25 protein-coding genes and 3 pseudogenes are annotated in these 24,350 nt (G+C 41.8%); 8 read left to right on the forward strand and 20 right to left on the reverse strand.

The features are described from left to right. Nucleotides 1-26: 26 nt before the first annotated feature. Nucleotides 27-860 carry a metallophosphoesterase gene (locus MAE_RS20165; RefSeq protein ID WP_012267201.1) on the reverse strand — a complete coding sequence of 278 codons (834 nt, stop codon included), beginning with the start codon at nt 858-860 and terminating at the stop codon, nt 27-29. Nucleotides 861-971: 111 nt separating this feature from the next. After that, nucleotides 972-2,207, reverse strand: coding sequence for an LL-diaminopimelate aminotransferase (locus MAE_RS20170; RefSeq protein ID WP_012267202.1), 1,236 nt, complete (start codon nt 2,205-2,207; stop codon nt 972-974). Between the two features lie 153 nt (nt 2,208-2,360). Between MAE_RS20170 and MAE_RS20175 the strand changes: the two genes are divergently transcribed. Then, complete coding sequence (locus MAE_RS20175) at nt 2,361-2,573, forward strand: DUF2839 domain-containing protein (RefSeq protein ID WP_002759416.1); 213 nt, start codon at nt 2,361-2,363, stop codon at nt 2,571-2,573. A 219-nt stretch (nt 2,574-2,792) separates the two neighbouring features. On the opposite strand, the gene MAE_RS20180 is transcribed toward MAE_RS20175, so the two are convergent. Beyond that, the gene (locus MAE_RS20180; RefSeq protein WP_012267203.1) at nt 2,793-3,734 is read right to left on the reverse strand and encodes an NAD-dependent epimerase/dehydratase family protein; all 942 of its coding nucleotides are present in this window, start codon (nt 3,732-3,734) and stop codon (nt 2,793-2,795) included. A gap of 377 nt (nt 3,735-4,111) precedes the next feature. Between MAE_RS20180 and MAE_RS20185 the strand changes: the two are divergent. Both MAE_RS20185 and MAE_RS20190 read left to right on the forward strand, forming a co-directional pair. Further along, nucleotides 4,112-4,557, forward strand: a pseudogene (locus MAE_RS20185) (DUF29 domain-containing protein). 117 nt (nt 4,558-4,674) lie between these two features. Continuing rightward, nucleotides 4,675-5,130, forward strand: coding sequence for a DUF29 domain-containing protein (locus MAE_RS20190; protein WP_012267206.1), 456 nt, complete (start codon nt 4,675-4,677; stop codon nt 5,128-5,130). An 8-nt stretch (nt 5,131-5,138) separates the two neighbouring features. Here the strand turns inward: MAE_RS20190 and MAE_RS20195 are convergent, their stop codons facing one another. From MAE_RS20195 to MAE_RS20245, 12 genes and pseudogenes are all read right to left on the reverse strand, one after another. Beyond that, complete coding sequence (locus MAE_RS20195) at nt 5,139-5,927, reverse strand: hypothetical protein (RefSeq protein ID WP_041804234.1); 789 nt, start codon at nt 5,925-5,927, stop codon at nt 5,139-5,141. Nucleotides 5,928-6,157: 230 nt separating this feature from the next. Next, entirely contained in the window at nt 6,158-6,664 is a 507-nt protein-coding gene (locus tag MAE_RS20200; RefSeq protein ID WP_012267208.1) for a type IV pilin-like G/H family protein, read from the reverse strand. Between the two features lie 385 nt (nt 6,665-7,049). After that, nucleotides 7,050-7,574 carry a type IV pilin-like G/H family protein gene (locus MAE_RS20205; protein ID WP_012267210.1) on the reverse strand — a complete coding sequence of 175 codons (525 nt, stop codon included), beginning with the start codon at nt 7,572-7,574 and terminating at the stop codon, nt 7,050-7,052. 127 nt (nt 7,575-7,701) lie between these two features. Beyond that, nucleotides 7,702-8,156 (reverse strand): annotated as a pseudogene (locus MAE_RS20210) (DUF4164 domain-containing protein). A 53-nt stretch (nt 8,157-8,209) separates the two neighbouring features. Further along, the gene (locus MAE_RS20215) at nt 8,210-8,539 is read right to left on the reverse strand and encodes a hypothetical protein (protein ID WP_012267212.1); all 330 of its coding nucleotides are present in this window, start codon (nt 8,537-8,539) and stop codon (nt 8,210-8,212) included. Nucleotides 8,540-8,623: 84 nt separating this feature from the next. After that, nucleotides 8,624-9,055 carry a DUF4164 family protein gene (locus MAE_RS20220; RefSeq protein ID WP_012267213.1) on the reverse strand — a complete coding sequence of 144 codons (432 nt, stop codon included), beginning with the start codon at nt 9,053-9,055 and terminating at the stop codon, nt 8,624-8,626. An 86-nt stretch (nt 9,056-9,141) separates the two neighbouring features. Then, nucleotides 9,142-9,573, reverse strand: coding sequence for a DUF4164 family protein (locus MAE_RS20225; RefSeq protein ID WP_012267214.1), 432 nt, complete (start codon nt 9,571-9,573; stop codon nt 9,142-9,144). 83 nt (nt 9,574-9,656) lie between these two features. Then, nucleotides 9,657-10,055 (reverse strand): DUF4164 family protein, encoded by a 399-nt coding sequence (locus tag MAE_RS20230; protein WP_012267215.1) that lies wholly within the window; start codon nt 10,053-10,055, stop codon nt 9,657-9,659. 84 nt (nt 10,056-10,139) lie between these two features. Beyond that, a pseudogene (locus MAE_RS30505) lies at nt 10,140-10,283 on the reverse strand (DUF4164 domain-containing protein); the annotation flags it as partial. Further along, entirely contained in the window at nt 10,279-11,103 is an 825-nt protein-coding gene (locus tag MAE_RS20235; protein ID WP_012267216.1) for a hypothetical protein, read from the reverse strand. The pseudogene MAE_RS30505 and the gene MAE_RS20235, both read right to left, overlap by 5 nt. Nucleotides 11,104-11,173: 70 nt before the next feature. Continuing rightward, a complete protein-coding gene (gene acsF, locus MAE_RS20240) occupies nt 11,174-12,232 on the reverse strand; it encodes a magnesium-protoporphyrin IX monomethyl ester (oxidative) cyclase (RefSeq protein ID WP_012267217.1) in 1,059 nt (352 codons plus the stop codon). Between the two features lie 207 nt (nt 12,233-12,439). After that, nucleotides 12,440-14,404 carry a M48 family metalloprotease gene (locus tag MAE_RS20245; RefSeq protein WP_012267218.1) on the reverse strand — a complete coding sequence of 655 codons (1,965 nt, stop codon included), beginning with the start codon at nt 14,402-14,404 and terminating at the stop codon, nt 12,440-12,442. A 360-nt stretch (nt 14,405-14,764) separates the two neighbouring features. On the opposite strand from MAE_RS20245, the gene rpmF reads away from it, so the two are divergent. Both rpmF and MAE_RS20255 read left to right on the forward strand, forming a co-directional pair. Further along, nucleotides 14,765-14,947, forward strand: coding sequence for a 50S ribosomal protein L32 (rpmF, locus tag MAE_RS20250; protein ID WP_002742494.1), 183 nt, complete (start codon nt 14,765-14,767; stop codon nt 14,945-14,947). Nucleotides 14,948-15,035: 88 nt separating this feature from the next. Beyond that, a complete protein-coding gene (locus MAE_RS20255; protein WP_012267219.1) occupies nt 15,036-15,635 on the forward strand; it encodes a sulfite oxidase-like oxidoreductase in 600 nt (199 codons plus the stop codon). A gap of 116 nt (nt 15,636-15,751) precedes the next feature. On the opposite strand, the gene MAE_RS20260 is transcribed toward MAE_RS20255, so the two are convergent. Together MAE_RS20260 and MAE_RS20270 are read right to left on the reverse strand one after the other, a co-directional pair. Next, nucleotides 15,752-17,194, reverse strand: coding sequence for a tetratricopeptide repeat protein (locus MAE_RS20260; protein WP_012267220.1), 1,443 nt, complete (start codon nt 17,192-17,194; stop codon nt 15,752-15,754). 343 nt (nt 17,195-17,537) lie between these two features. Next, on the reverse strand, nt 17,538-18,833 hold the full coding sequence (locus MAE_RS20270; RefSeq protein ID WP_012267221.1) for a P-loop NTPase fold protein: 1,296 nt from the start codon (nt 18,831-18,833) through the stop codon (nt 17,538-17,540). 210 nt (nt 18,834-19,043) lie between these two features. Between MAE_RS20270 and MAE_RS20275 the strand changes: the two genes are divergently transcribed. Further along, entirely contained in the window at nt 19,044-20,135 is a 1,092-nt protein-coding gene (locus MAE_RS20275; protein WP_012267222.1) for an ISAs1-like element ISMae8 family transposase, read from the forward strand. A gap of 339 nt (nt 20,136-20,474) precedes the next feature. Here MAE_RS20275 and MAE_RS20285 read toward each other — a convergent pair whose 3' ends face one another. Continuing rightward, a complete protein-coding gene (locus MAE_RS20285) occupies nt 20,475-20,726 on the reverse strand; it encodes a BolA family protein (protein ID WP_002764550.1) in 252 nt (83 codons plus the stop codon). Between the two features lie 71 nt (nt 20,727-20,797). Beyond that, a complete protein-coding gene (locus tag MAE_RS20290) occupies nt 20,798-21,445 on the reverse strand; it encodes a hypothetical protein (protein WP_002760602.1) in 648 nt (215 codons plus the stop codon). A 230-nt stretch (nt 21,446-21,675) separates the two neighbouring features. Between MAE_RS20290 and MAE_RS20295 the strand changes: the two genes are divergently transcribed. After that, the gene (locus tag MAE_RS20295; RefSeq protein ID WP_012267225.1) at nt 21,676-22,239 is read left to right on the forward strand and encodes a Uma2 family endonuclease; all 564 of its coding nucleotides are present in this window, start codon (nt 21,676-21,678) and stop codon (nt 22,237-22,239) included. 5 nt (nt 22,240-22,244) lie between these two features. Beyond that, nucleotides 22,245-22,814, forward strand: a complete 570-nt coding sequence (locus MAE_RS20300) for a Uma2 family endonuclease (RefSeq protein WP_012267226.1) — start codon at nt 22,245-22,247, stop codon at nt 22,812-22,814. Between the two features lie 58 nt (nt 22,815-22,872). Here the strand turns inward: MAE_RS20300 and MAE_RS20305 are convergent, their stop codons facing one another. Beyond that, the gene (locus MAE_RS20305; RefSeq protein ID WP_012267227.1) at nt 22,873-23,883 is read right to left on the reverse strand and encodes a hypothetical protein; all 1,011 of its coding nucleotides are present in this window, start codon (nt 23,881-23,883) and stop codon (nt 22,873-22,875) included. Between the last annotated feature and the right edge of the window lie 467 nt (nt 23,884-24,350).

Consider the following 24,350-nt stretch of genomic DNA (forward strand, 5'->3'; position numbering starts at 1 on the left):
CCTGACGACCGGCTCCTGACTCCTGACTACTGAGTCCTGTTGATCAAAGTAATTACCGTCACTTCGGGGGGACAAAAAAGACGACCGGGAAAATAGGTTCCTAAGCCTCGATTGACATATAATTGATTTTCCCCGACTCGGTGAAATCCCTCGGACCATTGCCAGTATCGGACTACTCTGCTAAACTGCCGGTGAAAGGGAACCCATTGACAATATGGTTCCGGCAGCGATCGCCTAAGTTTCTCTAAAACTATCGGTAGGGAACCCATACCCGGGATAGTCACTTGGCCTCCGTGGGTATGACCGGATAACTGCAAATCCACGCGCCAATCCCTTAAAACCATGGCTGTATCGGGATTGTGGGAAAGGACAAGTCTGGGTATATCGGGAGCAATTTGCTCAAGGATTTGCGGTAAAAATTCCCCGGACCAATAATCGGCCAATCCGACGATGGGAAAATTTTCGCCGTAGGGTGTGGCGATTTCATTCCAGAGTACCCGAATTCCCACGCTAGTTAAGGCTGATCTGACGGTTTCCCTTGCGTGGGGAGGATAACTGTCATGATTTCCTAAACAAGCATAAATACCCCCTTGACTTTCGAGAGCTTTTATGCTATCAACTAGGGCAAAAATTGGCCTGGGACTATCGGTAATAAAGTCCCCCGTCAGGAAGATGAGATCGGGTTTTTCTTGATTAGTAATGGCGATCGCTTCTTGCAGGACAGCTACAGGCAAATGCTGTTCATCGCAGTGCAGATCTGACCACTGCACCAACTTGATCCCTTGCAGATGTGCCGGTAGGCCGGCAATTGCGATCGTTAATCTTTCTACCTGTAAGGATTCTAGCCAAAAGGGTCGCATCGGTGAGCCGTTGTCGGTGAGTAGTTACCGAAAAATTGGGTGTGTCAACAGTCTATCAATTCCCGATGGGGTTGTTGGGGGATGCTTCCGCAAACATCCCTCTTTTGACCATTAGCCTGGAAATTTACTGATAATTCTTTCCATAGCGGCCTCGACGTTGGCACGACTATTAAAAGCCGACAGCCGGAAATAACCCTCTCCGGCGGCCCCAAAGCCGGATCCGGGGGTCCCCACCACATTACAGGTATGTAGCAGTTTATCGAAGAAATCCCAACTCGATAGACCTTGGGGCGTTTTTACCCAAACGTAGGGCGCATTTACGCCGCCATGGACTTCTAAACCGGCAGCGGTTAATTTTTCTCGGATAATTGTTGCATTTTGTAAATAAAACTTGACAAGTTCTTCTACTTGTGCTTGTCCTTCCGGGGAATAAACCGCCTCGGCCCCCCGTTGGACAATGTAGGAAACGCCGTTAAATTTGGTCGATTGCCGACGATTCCACAGTTTCCAGAGTTGCACATCGCTGCCGTCGGCCGCTTTGGCCGTGAGACTTTGGGGAACCACGGTTAAAGCGCAACGGGTCCCGGTAAAACCAGCATTTTTAGAAAAAGAGCGAAATTCGATCGCACATTGCCGCGCCCCCTCGATTTCGTAGATGGAATGGGGTAAACTGGCATCGGTGATAAAGGCCTCGTAGGCCGCATCAAAAAAGATAATCGATCCGTTAGCCCTAGCATAATTAACCCAAGCTGTCAAGTGTTCTTTGGTAGCCGTGGCCCCGGTGGGATTGTTGGGAAAACAGAGATAGATTAAATCGACTTTTTCCGCCGGAATCTGGGCAGTAAAGTTATTTTCGGCGGTAATTGGCAGATAAATCAAGCCCTCGTATTCGCCGCGGTCGTTGGCCTCTCCCGTGTGTCCGGCCATAACGTTAGTATCAACGTAAACGGGATATACTGGGTCTGTCACAGCGATCGAGTTATTATCTCCAAAAATATCGAGAATATTGCCCGTATCGCACTTAGAACCGTCGGAAATAAAGATTTCATCGGCACTTATCTCACAACCGCGAGCCTGAAAATCATGGACGGCGATTTTCTCCCTTAACCAAGCATAACCCTGTTCGGGCCCGTAACCCTTAAAGCTAGAGCGATCGCCCATTTCCTCCACCGCTTTGATCATTGCCTCACGACAAGCTAGGGGCAAAGGTTCGGTGACATCCCCAATCCCCAGACGGATAATATTAGCATCGGGATTAGCTGCCGCAAAAGCTTGGACTCGTCGGGCAATTTCCGGAAAAAGATAACCCGCTTTTAGTTTTAAGTAATTACTGTTAATGGTTGCCATAATTATTCTCGTTTCAGTCGCAACCTTTAATTCTATAATAGTCGGTCATCAGCCGTCAGTTTTGATCGCCCTCCTTCACGGACTGGGAGTGAGTGTAGGCGGTTGTCTTTCGATATACAATCAGAGAAAAACCTCTTAATAACTGACATTAGTATGGGTGAATCAAAACGTCGTCAATCGGCCCTGGGTGATAAGTATGGACAGGAAGAAAACATCCTGCCTTGGCTACCGATTACCAAAAGTCAAGCATCCCAAGCTTACAAGTTAACCACTAGGGGTGCCTGGATTGGTATAGGAGTTTTAGCTGGGGTTTGGGTAGTTATTCGCTTTGTCGGGCCGGCCTTCGGTTGGTGGAATGTCCAATAACTGGTTAAAGCTGCATCAGTTATCAGTTATCAGTTATCAGTTAAGTAGCTGGTTATAATTAAATTAAAAATGGATTTTAGGTTCGATCCCCCCTGCCCCCCTTGATAAGGGGGGTGCCGATCCCCCCTTAGTCCCCCCTTAATCCCCCCTTGATAAGGGGGGTGTCTGACAACTTTTAACGCCTACCTACTTATCAGTAAAAAACTCCCCACCAAAAAATTAATTTTGTTGGTTTGCCAAGATCTGGTCATCGATCGCCAAGTCTATTTCTTGCCGATCGCGACCGGAAGGGAGATAATCATTCTGGAAGGAGTCTGTTAAACCACTGACGAGATCATATTCAGGCTGCCAGTTTAACTCCCGGGTGGCCTTATTAATATCAGCGTAAAAATGTTGAACCCGCAGGGGGAAAGGTTTCTTTTTGCCGAAGTCAAATTTTTTGGGGTTATAGTTAACAATCTCGATTTCCTCGGCATTTTTCCCCATCGCTGCCGCGCAAGCTTTCGCTAAACCGTTAAAAGTTACATAGCGATCGCCAGAAATATTATACACTTGACCGATAGCCTGAGAATTACCCAATACTGCGGCCATGGCCTTGGCCAGATCGACAACGTGACCAAATTGGGTAAAATGTTCCCCATGACCCGGTATAGGAATAGGACGATTACGAACCAAACGGTCAAAAAACCAAGCTTCTAGGTCATTATAGTTCCCCGGTCCGTAGATATAAACCGGACGGATGGAAGTCCAGGGTAAACCCATCTCGCTTAAGTAGTTTTCTGTCTCGTGTTTTCCCTTGTGGCGACTTTTGGGATCTAGTTTATCCCCTTCTTTATGGGGCATTTGGTCGGATTTTAGATAAACCCCCGCCGAGCTAACATAGACAAAATGCCCGATTCTTTCCCTAAAAATCTCGACGAGGGGCTGAGTATCACTTAATTCTCTGCCATTATTATCGAAAATTGCCTCAAAACTTTCATTTTTAAGCTTTTCTTTCAGTTGCGCTGGGTCAGTGCGATCGCCGTGAATCTGTCGTACTCCAGCAACCGGAGCGGGTTTATTGCCACGATTGAATAATACTACTTCATGACCCTGTTCTACTAACACTTTAGTCAAAGAAACACCGATAAATCGGGTTCCACCCATAATTAAAATTTTCATAGTCGCCATTGTCAATATCAAGGTTATATTATCCCTCGATCGGTGCAGTTTAAAAACTGTGCTTTTTAGGTTTGTGTCATCAATCCAGTCTTTTGGGGGGTTCTACCCCCCAAACCCCCCGTTGGGGACGCAAGCGCCGTCCCCAAACCCCTCGCGCATTAGCTTTTCGGTGGGATGCTTACACGCGGCTGTTCATACATTTGTAGCAGTTTAAGAGTGACTGATAATTGCTGATTATCGGTATTTCCGAAAATGTGAGATGCACCCAAACCGAGCGACTTTTAATGCAAGTTTTAAGTAAGCGCCAATTCAGACTTAAATTGTTGGCCAAGTTTCGGTAAAATAAAGGTAATTAGTCAACAGAGCAGCTCAAAATTATGACTTTAGCCAAGGTAAAAAATCTTTATGATCAAGATTTTGCTTTGTGGATAGAAGCAACCGTCAAACAATTAAAATCTGGGGATTTATCTCAAGTTGATTTAGAGAATTTGATCGAGGAGGTGGAATCTTTGGGAAGACGAGATAAAAGAGAACTTAAAAACCGTTTAATTACATTATTTGAACACGGTTTAAAACGGCGTTATCTTCATTTTCCGACTGTTATCGAGGTTGGGAAGTAACAATTAAACGCTGTCAATCGAAGTTAAAAGATATCCTGAAAGATTCTCCTAGTTTATGCAGTTTTTTAACCGATATTTATGATGATTGTTATCAGGAAGCAGTGGAGAATATGCGAATTAAATATGATGCTAGTTTTCCCGATTTTTGTCCTTTTTCTAAGGATATTGATGTTTTATTAAATCATAAGTTTTGGGAAAGTTAAACTCTGATAATAAATCCGTTGAGTAGAGGCAATAGGCGGAATAAATAATCAGTCTTTAATAACCAGACTTAGTGTGATTTTCAAGAAATTAATTTAAGTTTAATAAGGAGAAAAATGATGACTTTAGCCAAGGTAAAAAATCTTTATGATCAAGATTTTGCTTTGTGGATAGAAGCAACCGTCAAACAATTAAAATCTGGGGATTTATCTCAGGTTGATTTAGAGAATTTGATCGAGGAGGTGGAGTCTTTGGGGAAAAGTCAACCCAAAGCGGTTGATAATTTTTTAACTCGTTTATTAGAACATTTATTAAAACGTTGTTATGTGGTTCTTCCCGATTGTTATTGGGGGTGGGAAATTGAAATTAGAAATTTTCGCAAGGAGTTGAAGAAGGAATTTAAGTATTCTCCTAGTTTAAAAAGGTTTATGATCGAGATTTTAGAAGAATGTTATCGAGAAGCTTTAGAAGCGGTGAAAGAGGATTATCCGGACTCTAATTTTCCCGATGTTTGTCCCTTTGCTGAGGATATTGATGGTTTATTAAATCATAAGTTTTGGGAGTATGAAAAATAGTTAAAACTCTAATCCTTGGGGGGAATTGCCATCACTTGATTATCATTAACCACAATCAATTTACCGCCCAATTTTTCGATATTTTCCTTAGCTAACCTGCGGGTTTCTTCGTCTTGGCTATTTATCCAGACTAACATCCAAGCACCGACTCTAGGAGCGCGACTATCGGGATTAGTTTCTAAAAATTTTACTGTTCCCCTAGCGGATTTTTCGATAAATTTATTACCGGCAATTTTCGCCCAATCGGCGGCCATTTGATAGGATTTTTTCGCTGCGGGAATATCACCTAAAAATAATAGTTCATCCACTCCTTTATATAACCAAAGAAAATAGGCATCGGTGACATCAGGAGTGATTTTTGATAAACCTTTATTCATAATCTCAACGGTTCTTTCCGGTTTACCAGCATTCAGGGAAGAAGCGACAGACATCATCAAATAGGCGCGGACAAATTTGGGGTCATTTTTGGTGACAATTTCCATAAAATCGGGACTTAAACCGTAACCAGTTTCCCTACGAGCATCCACATCGCCATAGTATTGTATAAACTGCAACATTGACCAATTGGCTAACATATTGTCAAAGCCAAAGGAAGGTATATTTTTTAATAACTCAACCTGAGCATTTTCTAGGCGAGACTCTTGACGATAATTTCTATCTAATAACTTTTCTTTGGTCAAGGTTTTCACCTTTTCCTGTTGCATTTCCACAATAGCTATGATTAGTCCACCGATGACGGCGACTAAACCAAGAGTTTTAAGTAAGGATAGATTGAGAGATTTTTTTGCACCTACCATAGCTTTAAATAAAAGTCAATAATCAGTGTAGGGTTAATTCATGAATTAACCCTACCATCGCGGTTAATTCATGAATTAACCCTACGATGAATTAACCCTACGATGAATTAACCCTACGATGAATTAACCCTACGATGAATTAACCCTACGATGAATTAACCGACAAATCACGCCCTTCATAATTATAACCATTTACTTATCAACAAAAATAAAAGATTTTTGGGGTTATTTTAATTAATTTTAATGCCATTAACACAGCTAAGAACACCGGCGGAATTACTGGTAGAAACATTATCTTCTAAAGGAGTTTCATCCTCGCAAACAATACCAGTATAGGCCCCGGCTGCCGTTTGTCCAGACGCTCCGGCATAATTTTTAATATCGTCAGCAAATGGAGTCAAAGCATCCAATTCATAGGCGACTCCAACAGGATTGCGAGTTCCTACTTCGCTGATATTATAAAATGTTAGGGAAATAGTGGCAGCTTCCAGAGATAGTTCAGATAAAGTAGCAAAAGTCCCTTTTTCATAACGATAACCCTGTTGGGCGCGATTGATTAATCCCAGTGCTGCGCGCGCTTCTGCTTGCCTACCTTTGGCGATTTGTCCTAAGAGACTCGGTAAACTGATGGCAGCGAGAACCCCCAATAAAATCACCACTACTAACAATTCTATTAGAGTAAAACCCCTCGCTTTTTTTGCCTGTGATTTGATTGCTGAAAAAAGAAGGTATTTCATGGTTAGGCCCTGGCAATATTGACTATATTTTGGGTGTTGGGGTGTTGGGGTGGTCACTGCGTGCGCGTTGCGGGGGGTGTTGGGGTGTTCGGGTGTTCGGGTGTTCGGGTGTTGGGGTGTTCGGGTGTTGGGGTTTTGGGGTGTTCGGGTGTTGGGGTGTTCGGGTGTTGGGGTTTTAGTTGAAATTCCCCCACTTCCCCACTTCCCCACTTCCCCACTTCCCCACTTCCCCACTTCCCCACTTCCCCACTTCCCCACTTCCCCACTTCCCGAAAAAAATCAAAAGCGCAAGGTTTCCAAGAGAAAATTTCCCTGCCACCTTCCGCTAGAGTATCAATTGTTGGTTGTTATGCCAGAAAGCTTTTAGGCAATCTGGGAAGAATATCTATCTGACCCGGGTACCAGTAGTGCAGGTAGCAGCAGTTGTTGCTGCTGCTACTCCAGCAGTAGGATGAGTTGCTTCACAGATGATTGATCTGAAAACACCAGCGGCGTCTTGAGATACCGCAGCAGAGTAGTCGCGAATATCGTCGTCGAAGGCGCCGATAGCTGAAGCATTAGTTAGAGCAGAAGTGGTACTGGTGGCGGTAGGTCCGGTATAATTATAGTATTGAGGTTCTATAGATACGGGCAAGTCGCCGGTACTTACACTGCCAGCAGCGGCAGTAAATAGTCCAAAATTTCCCTGTTCTAAGCGGTAAGCCTGTTGAGCGCGGTTAACGGTACCGAGGTGGGTGCGAGCTTCCGCTTGTCTGCCTTTGGCTATCTGACCGAGGAGGTTGGGGAGAGCGATGGCGGCGAGTACACCGATGATGATAACGACAACTAGGAGTTCGATGAGGGTGAAACCTTTGTTACCGTTCTTTTTGTTGAGAGCTTGGATGAGTTTGAATTTGAAGGTGGAGTTCATGGGTATATCCTTTGGTAAGTGTTTTTTGTTCTCTATGAACAACTTACCCACCTCTTTCAGAAAACCTATCACTCTTGGGAAAAATTTTTTTTGGGGTGGTGGGGGAGGCTGTTTCTAGAAGCCACTTCTAGGGATTGGGGAAAAAACCGAAAAGTTTAGCGGCACCTCCCAAGACAGCAACCACCAAAGCTAAGCTAAACGGCTTTTACTTCGGATCACCGATATAGACTCCAAAAGGGTTATAGCTATTGGATCATGCAGGTTAAGCGCCGTTTAGCTTATCAAAATCCCCCGGTTGGTAAATTCCTGATAACCAACCCGTACCGTTAATCCCTCGATTTTCTCGTCTAATACTTTAATATCGCCTTTTAACTCTGCTTTGAGTTCGGCCTGTCCGATTTCTACTTTCGTCAACCGGTCCTCTACCTTGTCAAATCTCTCATCTACCTTGTCAAATCTCTCATTCATCCGCTTTTCAAGGGAGTCGATTTTCTCATCCATCCGTTTTTCAAGGGAGTCGATTTTACTCTCAATCCTAGTTAGGACAGCTTCTAGGGAATAGGTGACGGTTTCGTTGGACATTTGCTAAACTCCTAAAGTTATCAATAGTTTTCGGGGTGTGAGACTAGAGAATTTTAGGGATTGTTACCGAGGAAAAGAATTCTGATAGCAACGGTGATAATTGCACCGATAGCGGCACTCATGGCACCGATAAGGATAGGGACAATCAGACCTCGAAAACCCTGTAGGTCAGAAATAGCCTTAACTAGAGTGTATTGCTCATTTTCTACTTTTTCTAGTCTTTTATCCATCCCTTCGACTTTCTCAGTTAGTTTAGCTTGTCCTACCTTTAAATCATTTACATCTCTTTGCAAGGTGTCCATTTTCTGATTGACTTCCTTGATGCTGTCTTTAATTTCCTTAAGGACCGATTCTAGGGAATAAGTTACAGTTTCGTTAGACATTTTGCTATACTCCTATAGATTTTCGGGTTTTTGATAGCCATTTATTATAAGCCTAAGGGCTGTAACCGTTTCTAGGAGACACTTTTAGGGATTGGGGAAAAAACCAAAAAGTTTAGCGGCACCTCCCAAGACAGCAACCACCAAAGCTATCAGAATCCCCCGGTTGGTGAACTCCTGATAACCAACCCGTACCGTTAATCCCTCGATTTTCTCGTCTAATACTTTAATATCGCCTTTTAACTCTCCCTTAAGTTCGGCCTGTCCGATTTCTACTTTGGTTAGCCGGTCTTCTACCTTGTCAAATCTCTCATCCATCCGTGTTTCAAGGGAGTCGATTTTCTGATTGACATCTTTTTGCAGGGTATCGATTTTCTGATTGACATCTTTTTGCAGGGTATCGATTTTCTGATTGACATCTTTTTGCAGGGTATCGATTTTCTGGTTGACTTCTTTGATGCTGTCTTTAATTTCCTTAAGGACTGATTCTAGGGAATAGGTGACAGTTTCGTTAGACATTTTGCTATACTCCTATGGGGTTTTCGGGTTTTTGAGCGGCCATTTATTATGATCATAAGGCCTCTAGCCTTGCCTAGGAGCCACTTTTAGGGATTAGGAAAAAAACCAAAAAGTTTAGCAGCACCTCCCAAGACAGCAACCACCAAAGCTATCAGAATCCCCCGGTTGGTAAATTCCTGATAACCAACCCGTACCGTTAATCCCTCGATTTTCTCGTCTAATACTTTAATATTGCCTTTTAACTCTCCCTTAAGTTCGGCCTGTCCGATTTCTACTTTGGTGAGCCGGTCTTCTACCTTGTCAAATCTCTCATCCATCCGTGTTTCAAGGGAGTCGATTTTCTGATTGACATCTTTTTGCAGGGTATCGATTTTCTGATTGACATCTTTTTGCAGGGTATCGATTTTCTGATTGACATCTTTTTGCAGGGTATCGATTTTCTGGTTGACTTCTTTGATGCTGTCTTTAATTTCCTTAAGGACTGATTCTAGGGAATAGGTGACAGTTTCGTTAGACATTTGCTAGACTCCTATAGATTTTTGAGTTTTTGATAGCCATTTCTTATAATCCTAAGGCAAGTAATCGTTTCTAGGAGCCACTTTTAGGGATTAGGGAAAAAACCAAAAAGTTTAGCGGCACCTCCCAAGACAGCAACCACCAAAGCTATCAGAATCCCCCGGTTGGTGAACTCCTGATAACCAACCCGTACCGTTAATCCCTCGATTTTCTCGTCTAATACTTTAATATCTCCTTTTAACTCTCCCTTAAGTTCGGCCTGTCCGATTTCTACTTTGGTGAGCCGGTCTTCTACCTTGTCAAATCTCTCATCCATCCGTGTTTCAAGGGAGTCGATTTTTTGATTGACATCTTTTTGCAAGGTATCGATTTTCTGATTGACATCTTTTTGCAGGGTATCGATTTTCTGGTTGACTTCTTTGATGCTGTCTTTAATTTCCTTAAGGACTGATTCTAGGGAATAGGTGACAGTTTCGTTAGACATTTGCTAGACTCCTATAGATTTTCGGGTTTTTGAGCGGCCATTTATTATGATCATAAGGCCTCTAGCCTTGCCTAGGAGCCACTTTTAGGGATTGGGAAAAAAACCAAAAAGTTTAGCAGCACCTCCCAAGACAGCGACCACCAAAGCTATCAGAATCCCCCGGTTGGTAAATTCCTGATAACCAACCCGTACCGTTAATCCCTCGACTTTCTCATCTAATACTTTAATCTTCTTGACAGGCTTCTTGGACAAGATGGACAACAATTGTCGGCTCGGCGGCGGAAGCCAGTAACATGGTAATAAGACTGCCTATTTCACCCTCTGCTCCCACCGCTAGGAGCTCCCCAACAAGTGCAGAGGTCAGAGGACATTGCTGCTCAACAAGAGCGATGGGAAGTTTCTCCCAAGGGTCAATTCCTTGGCGTTCTGCTGCCAGAATTCTCTTGAAGACCTCTTGAAGAGTCGTCTGGTCCTGAAGCGAAGGCATGAGTCGTACTACGGCGAGAGCGCAAACAGGTTTTTTGAGTGCCTCTAGCAACGCATAAGCAGCGTTGAAGGAACGAGTCTGGTGGTTTAATTCTCTTAAGGCTTCTATCATCAGCGTTCTAAACAACTCTTCATCACATCGTTGAGCGACCAGTTCTTGGACCGCCCGCGCCCGTGCTAGGTTTTTTGAGGTGAACCAATCAGGGCATGAAGCCAGAAGCACTCGTACATCCTCAAAATCAAGGATTCGTGGCGGCTTGAAGTAAGCGAGCAGCTCAGTTCGCAACAGTTCATCAGTAGCCGATGAGTAAACCCGCTCTCGCACAATCTCGACCAGTTGTTGTTGAATGCCCTCATCAGCGATCGCTAGAAGCTGAAGGTAGGCTTTGAGAGCAGCCGAATAATCGCCCTGTTTAAGCTGGTGCAAGAGGCACTCATAGCGATCTTGTTCTTTCTCGACCGGGTTTCCACTGCCCAAGGCATTGAGGTACACTTCCCTGTCCGAGTCAGTTTCAGCAAATCCCGCCAGCCGCTCAAAAATTCTTCGAGAAAAACTTTCCATGATTAACTCTTTTTGCGCTCGTCTTCAAACCTCAAACTCAGTGAACTGATAACTGATCACTGATCACTGATTAAAGTACCATTTCTCTGGTGGCTTCTGCATCTATGGGTTTAATCAGATACAATCGCAGGAGATCCCCGACCATACCTAACTGTAAGGGTAACTTACCCATTGTTTTTAGCCATTGGGGAACGCTACTTTCATCGATCGCTTTTAATTGTAAATTACGTTCGGCACAACGGTTTAAACGGGGGAAAAATTGGGGATGGTCCACATTTAAAATAGTTGGAAAAGCGCGAGCGGAGGTATTATTAGTCTGACGAATTACCTCTTGATCAAAAGCGATCGCATCCATTCCTAAAGCATCATAAAAGTCTGAGCGTTCCCGTACAGTTAAACTATGGGTAGCAAAGACGGAAAGCAGGAAAAAACGGCTCCATAATCTCGATCGCCAATTATTCCACAATTGCGGTTTAGCGCGCAGTAAGGTTTTAAAGATATCTCCGTGGCGATTTTCGTCTTGACACCAACTCTCGAAGTAATTAAAAAGAGGATTAAATTTATACTGGGGATGTTCTTCTAAATAACGATAAATGAGAATATACCGCCAATAACCGATTTTTTCGGAGAGATAGACCGTATATAACACCCATTCAAGGGGGAAAAAGGTGTAGGTACGGGTTTTAGTAATTTTGGCTAAATCGAGGGAAATATTAAAGTCAGCCATGGCTTTATTGAGAAATCCTGCATGGCGCGCCTCATATCTAACCATAAGATGAAATATCTCCCCTAACAAGGGATTACGGCTTTTTAGTTGTCGTGACAGTTCCTTAAATAACAAAAAGCCAGAAAATTCGGAGATACAGGAGCGTTCTAGGTAATCTATAAAGGCATTTCTCGTTTTTTCATCGAGATTATCTTGATAGTTCTCAAATTCTTGCTGACGTTCAAAGTGATGCCGGTTGTAATCGGTCCGCATCTCCTCTAACATCGCTTTGATTTCGGTTTCTTGCAGAGAAAGGTCAAAATTAGCGGCAGCCTCAAAATCGGTGGTATAGAAACGAGGAGTGAGGATAGTTTCGCGCAGAACAGCTTTTTTCTGGGAGGGGGGTTCAACGGTAGTGACCATGATGGAAATTACTTGACTACATAGCTATATAGGATTTTAAACATAAATAGGTAAGCCAATGATAATTATTAAGTTTTATCAATAGTTATCAATAGTTTTCGGGGTGTGAGACTAGAGGATTTTAGGGATTGCCGCTCAAAGATTGGGTACTATCCAAGCAAGTACCTAAAACTAGAAAAGGGATGAAGTGGCAGTTTTTTGCGATGCTTAAAATGTGACTGCGATAATTAAACCGGAGACTAATAAGCCAAAACCGCTAACCAAAGACCAAAAACGGGGATAAAACCGAATATTTCCGCCAGAGTGAGTTATTTGACTCCATTCGAGACGAGGAGATAAATCGCGACGAAACCAACCGAGAACTCGTACAGATGTATTATTTATTGCTGCCATGGGGGAGTTAGTAGTCCTGATTTTATGCCAAAAACCAAAACGATAGTTAGGAGCGAGGGGAATTATGCCGGTGCTATCTTTAAGAAAGAAATTCTTTCCTTGAGCAATTAACTCACCGCGGAGTCGGACGGGGATAGCTGGGAGGGGATGACTGTAAGGATTATCAGTTAAAGAAAAAATATCGCTGAAACCAGCATTGTTGAGACGAGGATAACTGGCTAATCGATTGATAATTATACCCAAACCCCCACCGACTAAAATTAGGCCCAATGCACCCCAAGAGCTAAATTTCAGCCAAAGAAAACCAGCTATGACAACCCCAATAATAAAGCCTAGTCCCGAAGCATAATATAAACACAGTCGTAGACAAAAGTTTTGATAGAGTTTCTTGGGATTTAATTCCATTTTTTTGCGTAATACTTCCCCCAGACTAAATTCTATATCCAGATCCATCTGTCGGGCATAGTTAGTTAAAGCGCGAATCCTTTCACCAGTCAGGGGATGATTAGATTGCAACTCTAACCATTTTGCCCAAGGGTTATATATATCCCAGAGAAAACTCTGTCCGATCCGGCGAGACTCCAATGCGATACCATAAACGTTACCGGCAATGATCGCATCCTGCTCCAGGGCAATATTTAATACTTTTGTACTCAATAACAGGGGACTAAACTGGGCAGTTTCTTGGACTAAACCAAAGGCAATTTTTACTAAAGCGCGGGCCAAAGCATTGGGATTACCGGTAACTTGGGCAGCAAAATGATCGGCGAAGTATTCTCTAGTACGAGACAGATAAAGACAGCAAAAAACAATAATTGGCCTAAAAATAGTGATAATTGATGAGAGAAGGGCTAGAAAAACTGTGTCTTTAAAATTATTACCTTGATTTTGGGCAAAAGAATCGAGATAACAGCTTAAATGGTCGAAACTAGCACAGATAGTCATCAGGGCAAAGTCTCCCTGCCAAATATGCCCTAATTCATGAGCATATACCGTCGCTAGTTCCTCATCGTCGAGATAGGTAAATAAACCTCTGCTAACTACTAAGCGAGCATTACCCCGTCGAGAGCCATAGGTAAAAGCGAGGGGCTGTCCTTCTTCGATAATGCCTAGTTTTGGCGGTTTTAACCCTTTTTCTCGGCATATACGCCCAATTACCGCCGCCGATTCTGGGCTATACCGTTTAATTTCCGCTAAGGACACCCAATGCACTCGATAAAGACGTTTTTGTGTCCAATCAATTAGATTCGGGGCGATAAAAAGGATGAGTCCGCCTAAGAAACCGCTCAAGAGCAAGGCAATAATTACACCCGTCCCCGCAGGGATGAGGAGCAAACGGGTAATTACAAAAAAAAGACCACAGACTATAGCATAAAAAGCCGTAATTGTCAATAGTTTAGCAAAAATAAGTCTATTTTCGGGGATAGTCCGGGATAACCGGACACTTACCCGTGCTGCTCGTGCTGCCTTGGGCAGCGCTCGAAATTTGACCCCATTAGTGACAATACCGATGGTTTTTTGTTCAGCACTAAAGATTGTCAGTAATCGTTTGGCCCACTGACTAACTTCCTGATCAAGATGATTTTCTAATTCCAGAGCTAGGGCGATCGCTTGTTGCCGTTGATTATTGCTGCGATAGGCCCGAACAAGAGCCATTTTAGCTTGAATATATAAGGGAGAATGAAAATTAGCCGACTGTTGGCAATATTCTTCCAGTAATTCTACAGCCCTTGCGTAATCCTTTAGGCGTAGATATTTTAATCCTTCTTCCAGTGACATAGAGATCCCTTAGCTGTTTATCTATCTTTAGAGATACCCAAAATCGTAGGAAAGATTAAAGGAGTTGGTTGGGGAAGTGGGGGTGTGGGGGTGTGGGGATTTTTCAGTGAGCAGTAAACAGTAAACAGTAATCAGTGAACTTAAAACTCTGGGTTCGACGGTAGTTACCATGATAGAAATTACTTGACTACATAGTTATATAGGATTTTAAGCATAAATAGGTAAGCCAATGATAATTATTCATTTTTATCAATATTTTGGGCAGTAGCGATCAAGGGAATCGGACAAGGGAGCGAGCCGATTAGGGAAATAGGGAGTAGAATAGAAAGGTTGTGAGTCTATAACTATCGTTAAAATACTATGGCTTGTCCCAAGAAGAAAACCTCAAATGCCAAGCGCGACCAACGGAGAGCGCACTGGAGAAAGCAAGCGGCTCGGGAAGCGCAAAAAGCCTTATCTTTGGGTAAATCTGTCCTTTCTGGTCGTTCTAACAGCTTTGTCTATCCCACTAAAGAGGAAGAAGAAGGGGAAGACGAGGAATAACTTGATGGTGGGGAGTGAGGTAGAGAAAACCTTTTCGCTCCCTAATATTTTAAGATTTGTTGAGAATTTTCGTCGCGAGTCTCAAATAATGTTAGGCAAATTCTTTAAAAAACCAGAATCTCCCGATCAAGACCGAGTTCCCCCGGGCCAATATCTCGCTAGTGGTTTTCCTGTGCTTACCTACGGGGATACTCCCCAAATCAAGACCGAGAACTGGTTATTCAAGGTTTGGGGAAAGGTGGCCACGACTAAAACTTTTAACTGGTCGGACTTTATGGCCCTACCGCAGTCGGAATTTACCAAGGATTTTCACTGTGTAACCCGTTGGTCAAAATTAGATGTGACTTGGACGGGAGTTAAGGTATCGGATTTTATGGCCTTAATTGACCTGTTGCCGGAAGCTACCCACGTTATGCAACACTGTTACGGGGGTTATACCACTAACCTGACCCTAGAGGAATTCCTGCACGAGGATAATTTTTTCGCTTTTCAACTGTTTGGTCAACCTTTACCCCCCGACCACGGGGGGCCGCTGCGCTTAGTTGTCCCCCATCTCTACGCTTGGAAAAGTTCTAAATGGATTAATGGCTTAGAATTTCTCGATCGAGAGCAATCCGGTTTCTGGGAACGTAATGGCTACCATCGACGGGGTGATCCCTGGTTAGAGGAACGTTATGGCGGTTTTTAACCAGTTTTGGCTTAAAATCGGGTGAGATAAGCAATCAAGTCCGGTAATTCCTAGCATTAAAACAAGCAAAAGTCAAGGGGGAAGCAACAAATTTTTACACGATCGCAACTGGGTAATTATAATCTCCGAATTGCCTGATCACAATATTGAACATATCCTGCTAACCCCAATGCTTGATATAATTCCCGCGCTTGAAGATATGCTTCTTTCGCTTCCGATATACGATCGAGTTTATAGTAGGTAAACCCCAGATTAAACCAAGATTTCGCTTCACCCCCCCGATCACCGATTTCCCGTTTGATTGCTAAGGACTGTTGATAAAACTCGATCGCTTTTTGGTATTCTCCTAGGGAATAGTAAACATTGCCTAAATTACCGTAGGATTTCGCTTCACCCCCCCGATCATCGATTTCCCGTGTGATTGCTAAGGACTGTTGATGAAACTTGATCGCTTTTTGGTATTCTCCTAGGGAATAGTAAACAGCGCCTAAATTATTGTAGGAATTCGCTTCACCCCCCCGATCACCGATTTCCCGTTTGATTGCTAAGGACTGTTGATAAAACTCGATCGCTTTTTGGTATTCTCCTAGGGAATCGTAAACAGTGCCTAAATTATTGTAGGAATTCGCTTCTCTCGACGGATCTTCGATTTTCTGAAAGATTGCTAAGGACTGTTGGTAAAACTCGATCGCTTTTTGGTATTCTCCTAGGAAATAGTAAATACCTGCTAATGAGTCGAGACTTGCAACTAAATCAAGTTCTAGATTTAACTCTTTTTGTAAATCGATCGCTTTTTGATAATACTCGATCGCAAGCTGTTGTTCCTGACGATAATCTACCAATGGCGATCGATATAATAAACGAAGGTTATAAATCTTAGCTAAACTGGCATATAAACTCGCTAGTCTTGGCTCTTTTTTGCCTTTATTTACCTCGATTTGCTCGATTAGTTCTAACAAGTCTTCCTTAGAGATTGAAGGAATATCTTTATCTATAGTAATTTCGTCAAAAGATTGTAAAATTGGTAAAAATTCCTGAGAAGGTAAAAAGTTACTTGGAGGAGAAATAAAGCGAAAAACTCCTTTTCTCCAACTCCAAAAATCGGGGGACTTTTTGCGTAAATTTACTTCCACTGTGTTTGTTACCCAAAGAACAATGGAATAGGGAAATTCTCGCAGTCCTTCCCTTGTCCATTGCAGATAACCAAAAAATTTATCTAGTTCCGATTTTTCCCGTTGCCATTCGATCGAGTGTAATTTTTCCACTCCTGTGGTTGTGATCACGGCGTTTTTGCTTTGTAATAACTCTGGTTTTCTGGAGACTAAACTAGCAATTGCTGCTCTTAAACTCGGTTCTTTTTGATCTAAATCAATCCGATAACAAGGGATTACTGGTTCTAATTCTTTGCTATAGCGATCGATGATTTCTTTTCGCAATTTTTCCTGATCACACACACAAATCAATATATTTAATCTCTCTTGATTTGCCTCTAGAGACACGATTAAACCTTCGTATTCTCTTTCATTTTGGTCAATAATTGAAGATGTTTCATTATTCATAATAAGTGGATAAATGTTAAAAACTGTCAGATACCCCCCTTAGGTAGGGTTGATTCATGAATCAACCCTACGGATCAAGGAGTGATCCGCACCCCCCTTATCAAGGGGGATCCCCCCGCCTATCGGCACCCCCCTTATCAAGGGGGATCCCCCCGCCTATCGGCACCCCCCTTATCAAGGGGGATCCCCCCGCCTATCGGCACCCCCCTTATCAAGGGGGATCCCCCCGCCTATCGGCACCCCCCTTATCAAGGGGGATCCCCCCGCCTATCGGCACCCCCCTTATCAAGGGGGGCAGGGGGGATCCATCTTCAATTTAATTATAACTACTTATTTATCCCATTCAAATTGTTCCTCTTTTTTTCATTAACTCAACTACAATCGGATGCACGTTATACCAGAGATCGCCATTGCGGTATTCCAAAATATATAAACCATGCAACAGATCTAGAAAATTTTGATCCTTGAGATCCTTCGGTTTTGACTTTTTATAAACAGTTTTAATAATTTCCTCATCTGCTGTACCGATACTTTCAGCAAAATCGAGACTAAGTTCTGTGATTGATTGTTCTAAAACAGCTTGATTAATTTTTAGGGTATTATCATCAGGATAACGACGAACCGATCGCAAACAAACCCGACAGCAATCATTAGTAATGCGAATTAATTCTCGTAACACTCCCCCACTGTAAAGACAAATTTTTTCGAGGGTGTCAGGATCGATTAAAGCGGGATCGATGCGCTTAGTGATAATCTCGGTTAAAGTAGCAATAATTTGCGGATCGGGTATAGCATTAGGTGAATTAATGTCTCCCTGTTTAAAGAGTTTATATACAGGCATTTGTACGATCTGATCGTTGGTTTCTGTTTGGAGAGTTGCCTTTAAAGCTACTTCTCTTAAAGCGGCGATCGGAATAGTCATAATAATCCGAAAACTGGGCAACATAATCGCTTTAATATGGGATTGAAAAATATCCCTTACCTGTGCCAAGTCAATTTTATCAATGTCATCAACAATTACTAAGATTTTTTTCTGACTTTGGGACTCGATCGCACTAGCTATAATGTTAATTTGGGCAACTAAATCGTTAATTCTCCGCTCATACTTTTGTTTGATTTCCTCCCGAATAGTCGAATTAATCTTGAGAATTCCTTTAATGTGAGCTAGTAAAGAAGAAAAGTTAAAACCCGTTTCGACAGTGGCATCTGCTTGATTGGTTTCGGTGCGAATTTGTTCAGCAAACCATTGATAAAAGCTTTTTTTAATAGAATCTTTAATAGTTAAATTTTGGGCTTCCGCTTCTGACATCATCTGAACGGCGATCGAGAATAAAATATTAACATGATTTACGTCTGACATTTCGATCGTGTCTGAGATCGAGAAGAAAACAACAAAATAGCGATCATCTAACTTTCTTTTAAATTCGTAGAGTAGGGTTGACTTACCACAACCCCGATGTCCTGCTAGAATAATTTTTCCGTCTTCCGAAGGACTATCTTCGACCAATTGTTCTAATTCTTCGATAATTTCTGTGCCGTATTTGACAGCAAAACGCTGTAATTCTTTATCCGATCGCAGGGGTAAAAGTTCCAAATTGCGATAGGCTTCTCGAAAGGGTTCCAGTAAAGGACTAACCATGAGTAATTAAATTAGACTGTGTGTTGTGAAGATAATTAGCCACAAAGAAAACCAGAAAAAAATTAACTGATAACTGATAAGTAGTTATAATTAAATTGAAGATGGATCCCCCCTGCCCCCTAGGGCTGTTTCATTCTCCCATCAGAATATCAAAAGTAAAAGCGATCACTATCAGGTAAAATGAGGAGTGACCGCCAACCTTTAAAATATATGTTGAGCTTAATAGAAAAACTGAAACAAGTCAAGGACTTTAGGAAAGATAAAGGAAAAAGACACCCTTTATGGATAGTATTAGTAGTAATAATACTGGGAACAATGCTAGGATACTCAGGTTATAGAGAACTAGGAGAGTTTGCTAAAAATAATCGGCACAGGCTCAGTAAAGAATTTAACATAATTCCAGAAAGAGTCCCATCCTATTCAACAATTAGAAGGGTAATGATGGGAGTTGACTGGCAGAGTTTGTTAAAAATGTTTAATGAATGGGCATTAGAAGAATATGGACAAAGAGATGATATAAATTGGCTAGGTATGGATGGAAAAAGTCTCAAAAACACCCTAAAGAATCCTAATAATGAACAACAAAATTTTATCATGTTTGTCTCATTGTTTAGTCAAGAAAGTGGATTAGTATTACACTTAAAAAGAATCGAAAACAAAAAAGGGTCTGAAATCGACGAAGGGCAAGCTATAATTGAGGATTGCTCTCTCCAAAATAAAGTTTTTACTGGCGATGCTTTACACTGTCAGAAAAAAACAATCAGCTTAATAGCCAAGACTAAAAATGATTATGTTATCACCGTTAAAGGAAATCAGAAAAATCTTTATAAGCGAATACAAGACCTGAGTAATTCCTCAAAGCCAGAAAGTTGCTTTCTTGAACAAGATAATAGTCATGGACGAAAAATATCAAGAAAAATAGAAGTTTTTAAAGTGAGAAAAAATGAAAGACAAGGGTTTGAAAATCTGCGAAGAGTTATTAAAGTAGAAAGAAAGGGTAGTCGCGGGGATAAAACCTATGAAGAAACAGCTTACTATATCAGTAGCCTAACCGAATCCGCTCAAGTATTTGCTAAAATTATTCGAGGACATTGGAAAATAGAAAATCAGTTACATTGGGTAAAAGATGTAATTTTTGAGGAAGATAAAAGCGAGATAAGTGATTTTCAAGCGGCCAGCAATTGGTCAATTCTCACAACTATAGGATTGAATCTTTTCAGAGGTTTGGGTTTTCTCTCAATAACAGAGGGACAGAGGTGGTTAGCTGAACGTTGGGAAAAATTGATAGTTTTATCGACGTAAGAAGCAGAAAAATTAGCTAAATTAACAGGATGTACTCTCAGACAATTTCAAGAGAGATAGGCTTTTAGTGGCTTGGGAACAGGCTTTATCAATTTATTCATAATAAATATTGGCAGAAGATTAAAGATTAGTTATTGTGACTAACTCTTTTGATTAGAAAAAGATAAACTTGAGAATCTTCGGTCAAATTTATTGACTCAAAATCAGCTGTAATTAATTTAAATGAAACAGCCCTACCCTGCCCCCCTTGATAAGGGGGGTGCCGATAGGCGGGGGGATCCCCCTTAATAAGGGGGGTGTCTGACAACTTGTAACACCTACCTACTTAACTGATAACTGTTATTTTTCTGCTGCCCAACCGTCGGGAGTGTAGGTTTTTAATGCCAAAGCATGGATGGCTTCGGTAGCCAGTGCCGATTGTAAAGCGCCATAAACCATTTGATGCTGTTTAACGCGGGTTTTGCCGGCAAATTCGCCAGAAATAACCACCGCTTCCAAATGATCGCCACCTCCCGTTAAATCCCGAATCATCACCTGTGCATCGGGGATTTGTTCTTGAATCATCGCTTCTACTTGGCGAAAGTCAACCATCGTAACTCCTCAAAAGAATTAAAGATACTCTGATCCCATTGTTACCGAAAGCTCGTCAATGGGGACAAAATTTACTGCTGTGGGGGGGAGTTGTTAGGAGTTGCGGAGGTGGGAGTCGGTGCGGAGATGGGTGTACTGACAAATCCCATCTCGTAGAGTTGTTGATAGCTTTTTTGTCCTAATTCACTGGTGGGGTTTTGGGATTGAATCACCTGAATTAACAAAGGAACCGCCAATTCTGGCTGATTTTGCGCCCTATGAACTAAAGCAAGCTGATAGGTGGCTTCATCCCGCAGTTGTCCGGTGTTTAAAGCACTTTGACGCTGAGAATCGAATACTTTCGGGTCAATTCCTGAGAAACTATTAGCTAATTGCAGATGATAGTTAGATAGTTGGTTAAAAATCCGGCGCGCTTGATTGAGTTTGTCCACAGCGACATCGTATTTAGCGGCATTAATAGCGGCGTTCGCTTCTTCCACTAAACGTTGTCCCCCCTGAAGACTCAGGACACTATCGGCTTGATTTAAGGGTTTTAATTCGTTAGGATCGCTGGTGGGATTGTTAGAGTCGGGGGTTTGTGCTTGTCCGTCAGGTGCGATCGCTATGACTAAACCGATCACCAGAGTGAGCAGATAAATTAAACTATAAGGCTGTTTTCGCTTAACCATAAAATTTCTCGACTTAATGTTCCTGATGGGAACGGCTATTTTTTCTAACATCGACAACTGACCTATAGTAGCTTTTTTGGGGCAGTTTCGATCCGACCCCAGCTTTCTAGACGTTAGATTTAGCGGTTTTGTCGCCATGGCAAGCGCTGATTTTTCCCGAAGAATCAGTACAAGTCCCCAAAAAGTTAGTTTATCCCCCCGATTAATGGTTTAAATACCGATAATTCCCCCCTTGCAAGGCTGTCCAGATAGAATAAAGAGAAAGTAGGAGTTTAGTTAAAATGTCTTTATCGCTGATTACCCGTAAGTTTACGGTGGAAGAATACGAAAAAATGGCAACCCAGGGAATAATCAAACCCGATGAAAAAGTGGAATTAATTCGAGGAGAAATTATCAAAATGTCACCGATGGGAACCCGTCATGCTGCTGGTATAGATCGATTAATACAATTACTTTATCAAAAATTAGGACAGAAAATTATTCTCAGAGTTCAAAATCCGATTAGATTAAATAATAATTCTCAACCAGAACCAGATTTAAGTTTACTAATACCTCGATCGGATTTTTATGTTGCTGCCCATCCTTGTCCTCAAGATATCTATTTAGTTATTGAAGTTTCCGATTCTACCCTCGATTATGATCGCTATACTAAAATTCCTCTTTATGCGGAGGCAAATATTCAAGAAGTTTGGATCGTCAATCTCAAGGAAAAATGTTTAGAAGTTTATCGCCATCCTCTGCATGGTAGTTATCAAGCTATTCAGAAATACTCTATAAATGAGAGGGTTTTTATGACATCTTTTCCCGATATAGAATTCACTATTGCAGAAATATTAGGAGTGTAGTTAAAATGTCTTTATCACTGATTACCCGTAAGTTTACGGTGGAAGAATACGAAAAAATGACAACCGAGGGAATAATCAAACCCGATGAAAAAGTGGAATTAATTCGAGGAGAAATTATCAAAATGTCACCGATGGGAACCCGTCATGCTGCCTGTATAGCTAGATTAACACAGTTATTTTATCGAAAATTTGGCGATCTTATTCTCTTAGGAGTGCAAAATCCGATTAGATTAAATAATAATTCTCAACCAGAACCAGATTTAAGTTTACTAATACCTCGATCGGATTTTTATGTTGCTGCCTATCCTTGTCCTCAAGATATTTATTTAATTATTGAAGTTTCTGATTCTACCCTCGATTATGATCGCTATACTAAAATTCCTCTTTATGCAGAAGCAAATATTAAAGAGGTTTGGATTATCAATCTCAAGGAGGAATGTTTAGAAGTTTATCGTCATCCGCTGCATGGTAGTTATCAAGCTATTCAGAAATATTATCGAGGTGAAAGTATTTTTATTGAATCCTTTCCAGAAATAGAGTTAACTTTAATTGAAATACTCGGTAATATTTATTAAATTAAATTCTAGAGCGTTTATGATACCATTTTCTTTATTTCTGGCAGGCATCCTACTATTATTTTTCTAAGAGATGGCGGTACTTTTCTCCGAGATTTTCCGTTGCTTTGGTTAATTTCCCCTTTTCGTCTAGGATAGGCAGTTTCATGATTTCCGATGAAGCTTTAATTAAAAGTAGTACCTCCCGAAACTTGGCCACGTCTTCCTCTAGATGAGGATTAAAATTAGCTCGTGACTCCAGTTCGGTTAAACTCTGAATAGCTCTACTATTCAGACTATTAACGAGGTATTGTAACTCCTTAATTCTGCGCTGAACTTGTCCTAAAAAACTCTTACTTTTATCTAACTGAGCTATTTTATTATTCACTTCCTTGGCGTATTCGATAGCTTTACTTAGGGCTTTTTTGCCTTCTCCTCCTAAGACAAAACCACCAATCATTAAAGCAGGTCCGACGGTAATACCTCCTAAAACCACTGTTCCCAAAGCCATGCCACCACCACCGGCAGCTAAAGAACCACCTCCTAACCATGCTAAGGTAGCATTCCAAGCAGCTGCCCCACTAAGTCCACTAATTGCTGTTCCTGTACTAGCAGTACCGAAAAGACCAATTAATCCTAGGGTTCCCTGACTGGCTGCCGAAGCGACTCCCACTACTTTTAAACTCCCCACAGCCAAACTTTGTGCGTCTAACACTTCTGCTTTAAATTCCTTGAATTGTTGGGCAGAAAATCCCTCAAACCCTTCTAAGAAGCGTTGATGGGATGGGGAGTAATTTTGACCAATTCTTTGACTATTTCTTTGATCAATTCGTCGAACAAACTTAACAAATCTGCCGATAGTGTTGATTTTGACATTAATTTGCAGTTGACCGTATTCTTCCGCAAATTTTTGGGTAGCTTGAAACTTTTTTTCTAGAGATTTATTGGCTTTTTTATATCTTTGTTCGGCACTTTTGCCAATTTTTTCCGCCTTTTGTAGCTTGGAGACACCATTAGCACCCGCACTAACTCCCACACCAGCAGTAACTAAGGCAGCCGCACCAAGAATAATCGGGATAATAAAGATCATGACCGAAAAGCTCCTAGTCTATTCAGTTTTCTCAAATTCTACCAAGATAGTTAAAAAAAAATCAAGGAGGTGCATCTCACACTTGCAGAAATACCGACAATCAGCAATTATCAGTGACTCTTAAATTATGGCTCTTCTCGACTTTGTGTGATAATTTTTGCTTATGAAATCGTGAAATGTTTACTGGGAAAGACTTTTAGGACTATTTTGTTAAACAAACTATCAGTATAGACCTCATTTCCACACAGAAACCAGCAAACCCTAAATTATTACAGATGCGTCAGCGGCTGCCTGTAAGCATCCCACCGAAAAACTAATGCGCGGGGGGTTTGGGGGCGGCGCCACGCCCCCAACGGGGGGTTTGGGGGGTAGAACCCCCCAAAAGCTTGGATTGAGTAATAAAATCAAAAGTAAAGCCCAATTTTAAAAGAGAGTTTCCCCGTAAAAATCCCAACTTGCTAGATTGA

This window comes from Microcystis aeruginosa NIES-843 (assembly GCF_000010625.1).
Classification (GTDB): domain Bacteria; phylum Cyanobacteriota; class Cyanobacteriia; order Cyanobacteriales; family Microcystaceae; genus Microcystis; species Microcystis aeruginosa.

Bases quoted from the DNA above. Each gene is read 5' to 3' on its own strand.
- MAE_RS20165 (WP_012267201.1), bottom strand. From the start codon at position 860: ATGCGACCCTTTTGGCTAGAATCCTTACAGGTAGAAAGATTAACGATC.
- MAE_RS20170 (WP_012267202.1), bottom strand. From the start codon at position 2,207: ATGGCAACCATTAACAGTAATTACTTAAAACTAAAAGCGGGTTATCTT.
- MAE_RS20175 (WP_002759416.1), top strand. From the start codon at position 2,361: ATGGGTGAATCAAAACGTCGTCAATCGGCCCTGGGTGATAAGTATGGA.
- MAE_RS20180 (WP_012267203.1), bottom strand. From the start codon at position 3,734: ATGAAAATTTTAATTATGGGTGGAACCCGATTTATCGGTGTTTCTTTG.
- MAE_RS20190 (WP_012267206.1), top strand. From the start codon at position 4,675: ATGACTTTAGCCAAGGTAAAAAATCTTTATGATCAAGATTTTGCTTTG.
- MAE_RS20195 (WP_041804234.1), bottom strand. From the start codon at position 5,927: ATGGTAGGTGCAAAAAAATCTCTCAATCTATCCTTACTTAAAACTCTT.
- MAE_RS20200 (WP_012267208.1), bottom strand. From the start codon at position 6,664: ATGAAATACCTTCTTTTTTCAGCAATCAAATCACAGGCAAAAAAAGCG.
- MAE_RS20205 (WP_012267210.1), bottom strand. From the start codon at position 7,574: ATGAACTCCACCTTCAAATTCAAACTCATCCAAGCTCTCAACAAAAAG.
- MAE_RS20215 (WP_012267212.1), bottom strand. From the start codon at position 8,539: ATGTCTAACGAAACTGTAACTTATTCCCTAGAATCGGTCCTTAAGGAA.
- MAE_RS20220 (WP_012267213.1), bottom strand. From the start codon at position 9,055: ATGTCTAACGAAACTGTCACCTATTCCCTAGAATCAGTCCTTAAGGAA.
- MAE_RS20225 (WP_012267214.1), bottom strand. From the start codon at position 9,573: ATGTCTAACGAAACTGTCACCTATTCCCTAGAATCAGTCCTTAAGGAA.
- MAE_RS20230 (WP_012267215.1), bottom strand. From the start codon at position 10,055: ATGTCTAACGAAACTGTCACCTATTCCCTAGAATCAGTCCTTAAGGAA.
- MAE_RS20235 (WP_012267216.1), bottom strand. From the start codon at position 11,103: ATGGAAAGTTTTTCTCGAAGAATTTTTGAGCGGCTGGCGGGATTTGCT.
- acsF (WP_012267217.1), bottom strand. From the start codon at position 12,232: ATGGTCACTACCGTTGAACCCCCCTCCCAGAAAAAAGCTGTTCTGCGC.
- MAE_RS20245 (WP_012267218.1), bottom strand. From the start codon at position 14,404: ATGTCACTGGAAGAAGGATTAAAATATCTACGCCTAAAGGATTACGCA.
- rpmF (WP_002742494.1), top strand. From the start codon at position 14,765: ATGGCTTGTCCCAAGAAGAAAACCTCAAATGCCAAGCGCGACCAACGG.
- MAE_RS20255 (WP_012267219.1), top strand. From the start codon at position 15,036: ATGTTAGGCAAATTCTTTAAAAAACCAGAATCTCCCGATCAAGACCGA.
- MAE_RS20260 (WP_012267220.1), bottom strand. From the start codon at position 17,194: ATGAATAATGAAACATCTTCAATTATTGACCAAAATGAAAGAGAATAC.
- MAE_RS20270 (WP_012267221.1), bottom strand. From the start codon at position 18,833: ATGGTTAGTCCTTTACTGGAACCCTTTCGAGAAGCCTATCGCAATTTG.
- MAE_RS20275 (WP_012267222.1), top strand. From the start codon at position 19,044: ATGTTGAGCTTAATAGAAAAACTGAAACAAGTCAAGGACTTTAGGAAA.
- MAE_RS20285 (WP_002764550.1), bottom strand. From the start codon at position 20,726: ATGGTTGACTTTCGCCAAGTAGAAGCGATGATTCAAGAACAAATCCCC.
- MAE_RS20290 (WP_002760602.1), bottom strand. From the start codon at position 21,445: ATGTTAGAAAAAATAGCCGTTCCCATCAGGAACATTAAGTCGAGAAAT.
- MAE_RS20295 (WP_012267225.1), top strand. From the start codon at position 21,676: ATGTCTTTATCGCTGATTACCCGTAAGTTTACGGTGGAAGAATACGAA.
- MAE_RS20300 (WP_012267226.1), top strand. From the start codon at position 22,245: ATGTCTTTATCACTGATTACCCGTAAGTTTACGGTGGAAGAATACGAA.
- MAE_RS20305 (WP_012267227.1), bottom strand. From the start codon at position 23,883: ATGATCTTTATTATCCCGATTATTCTTGGTGCGGCTGCCTTAGTTACT.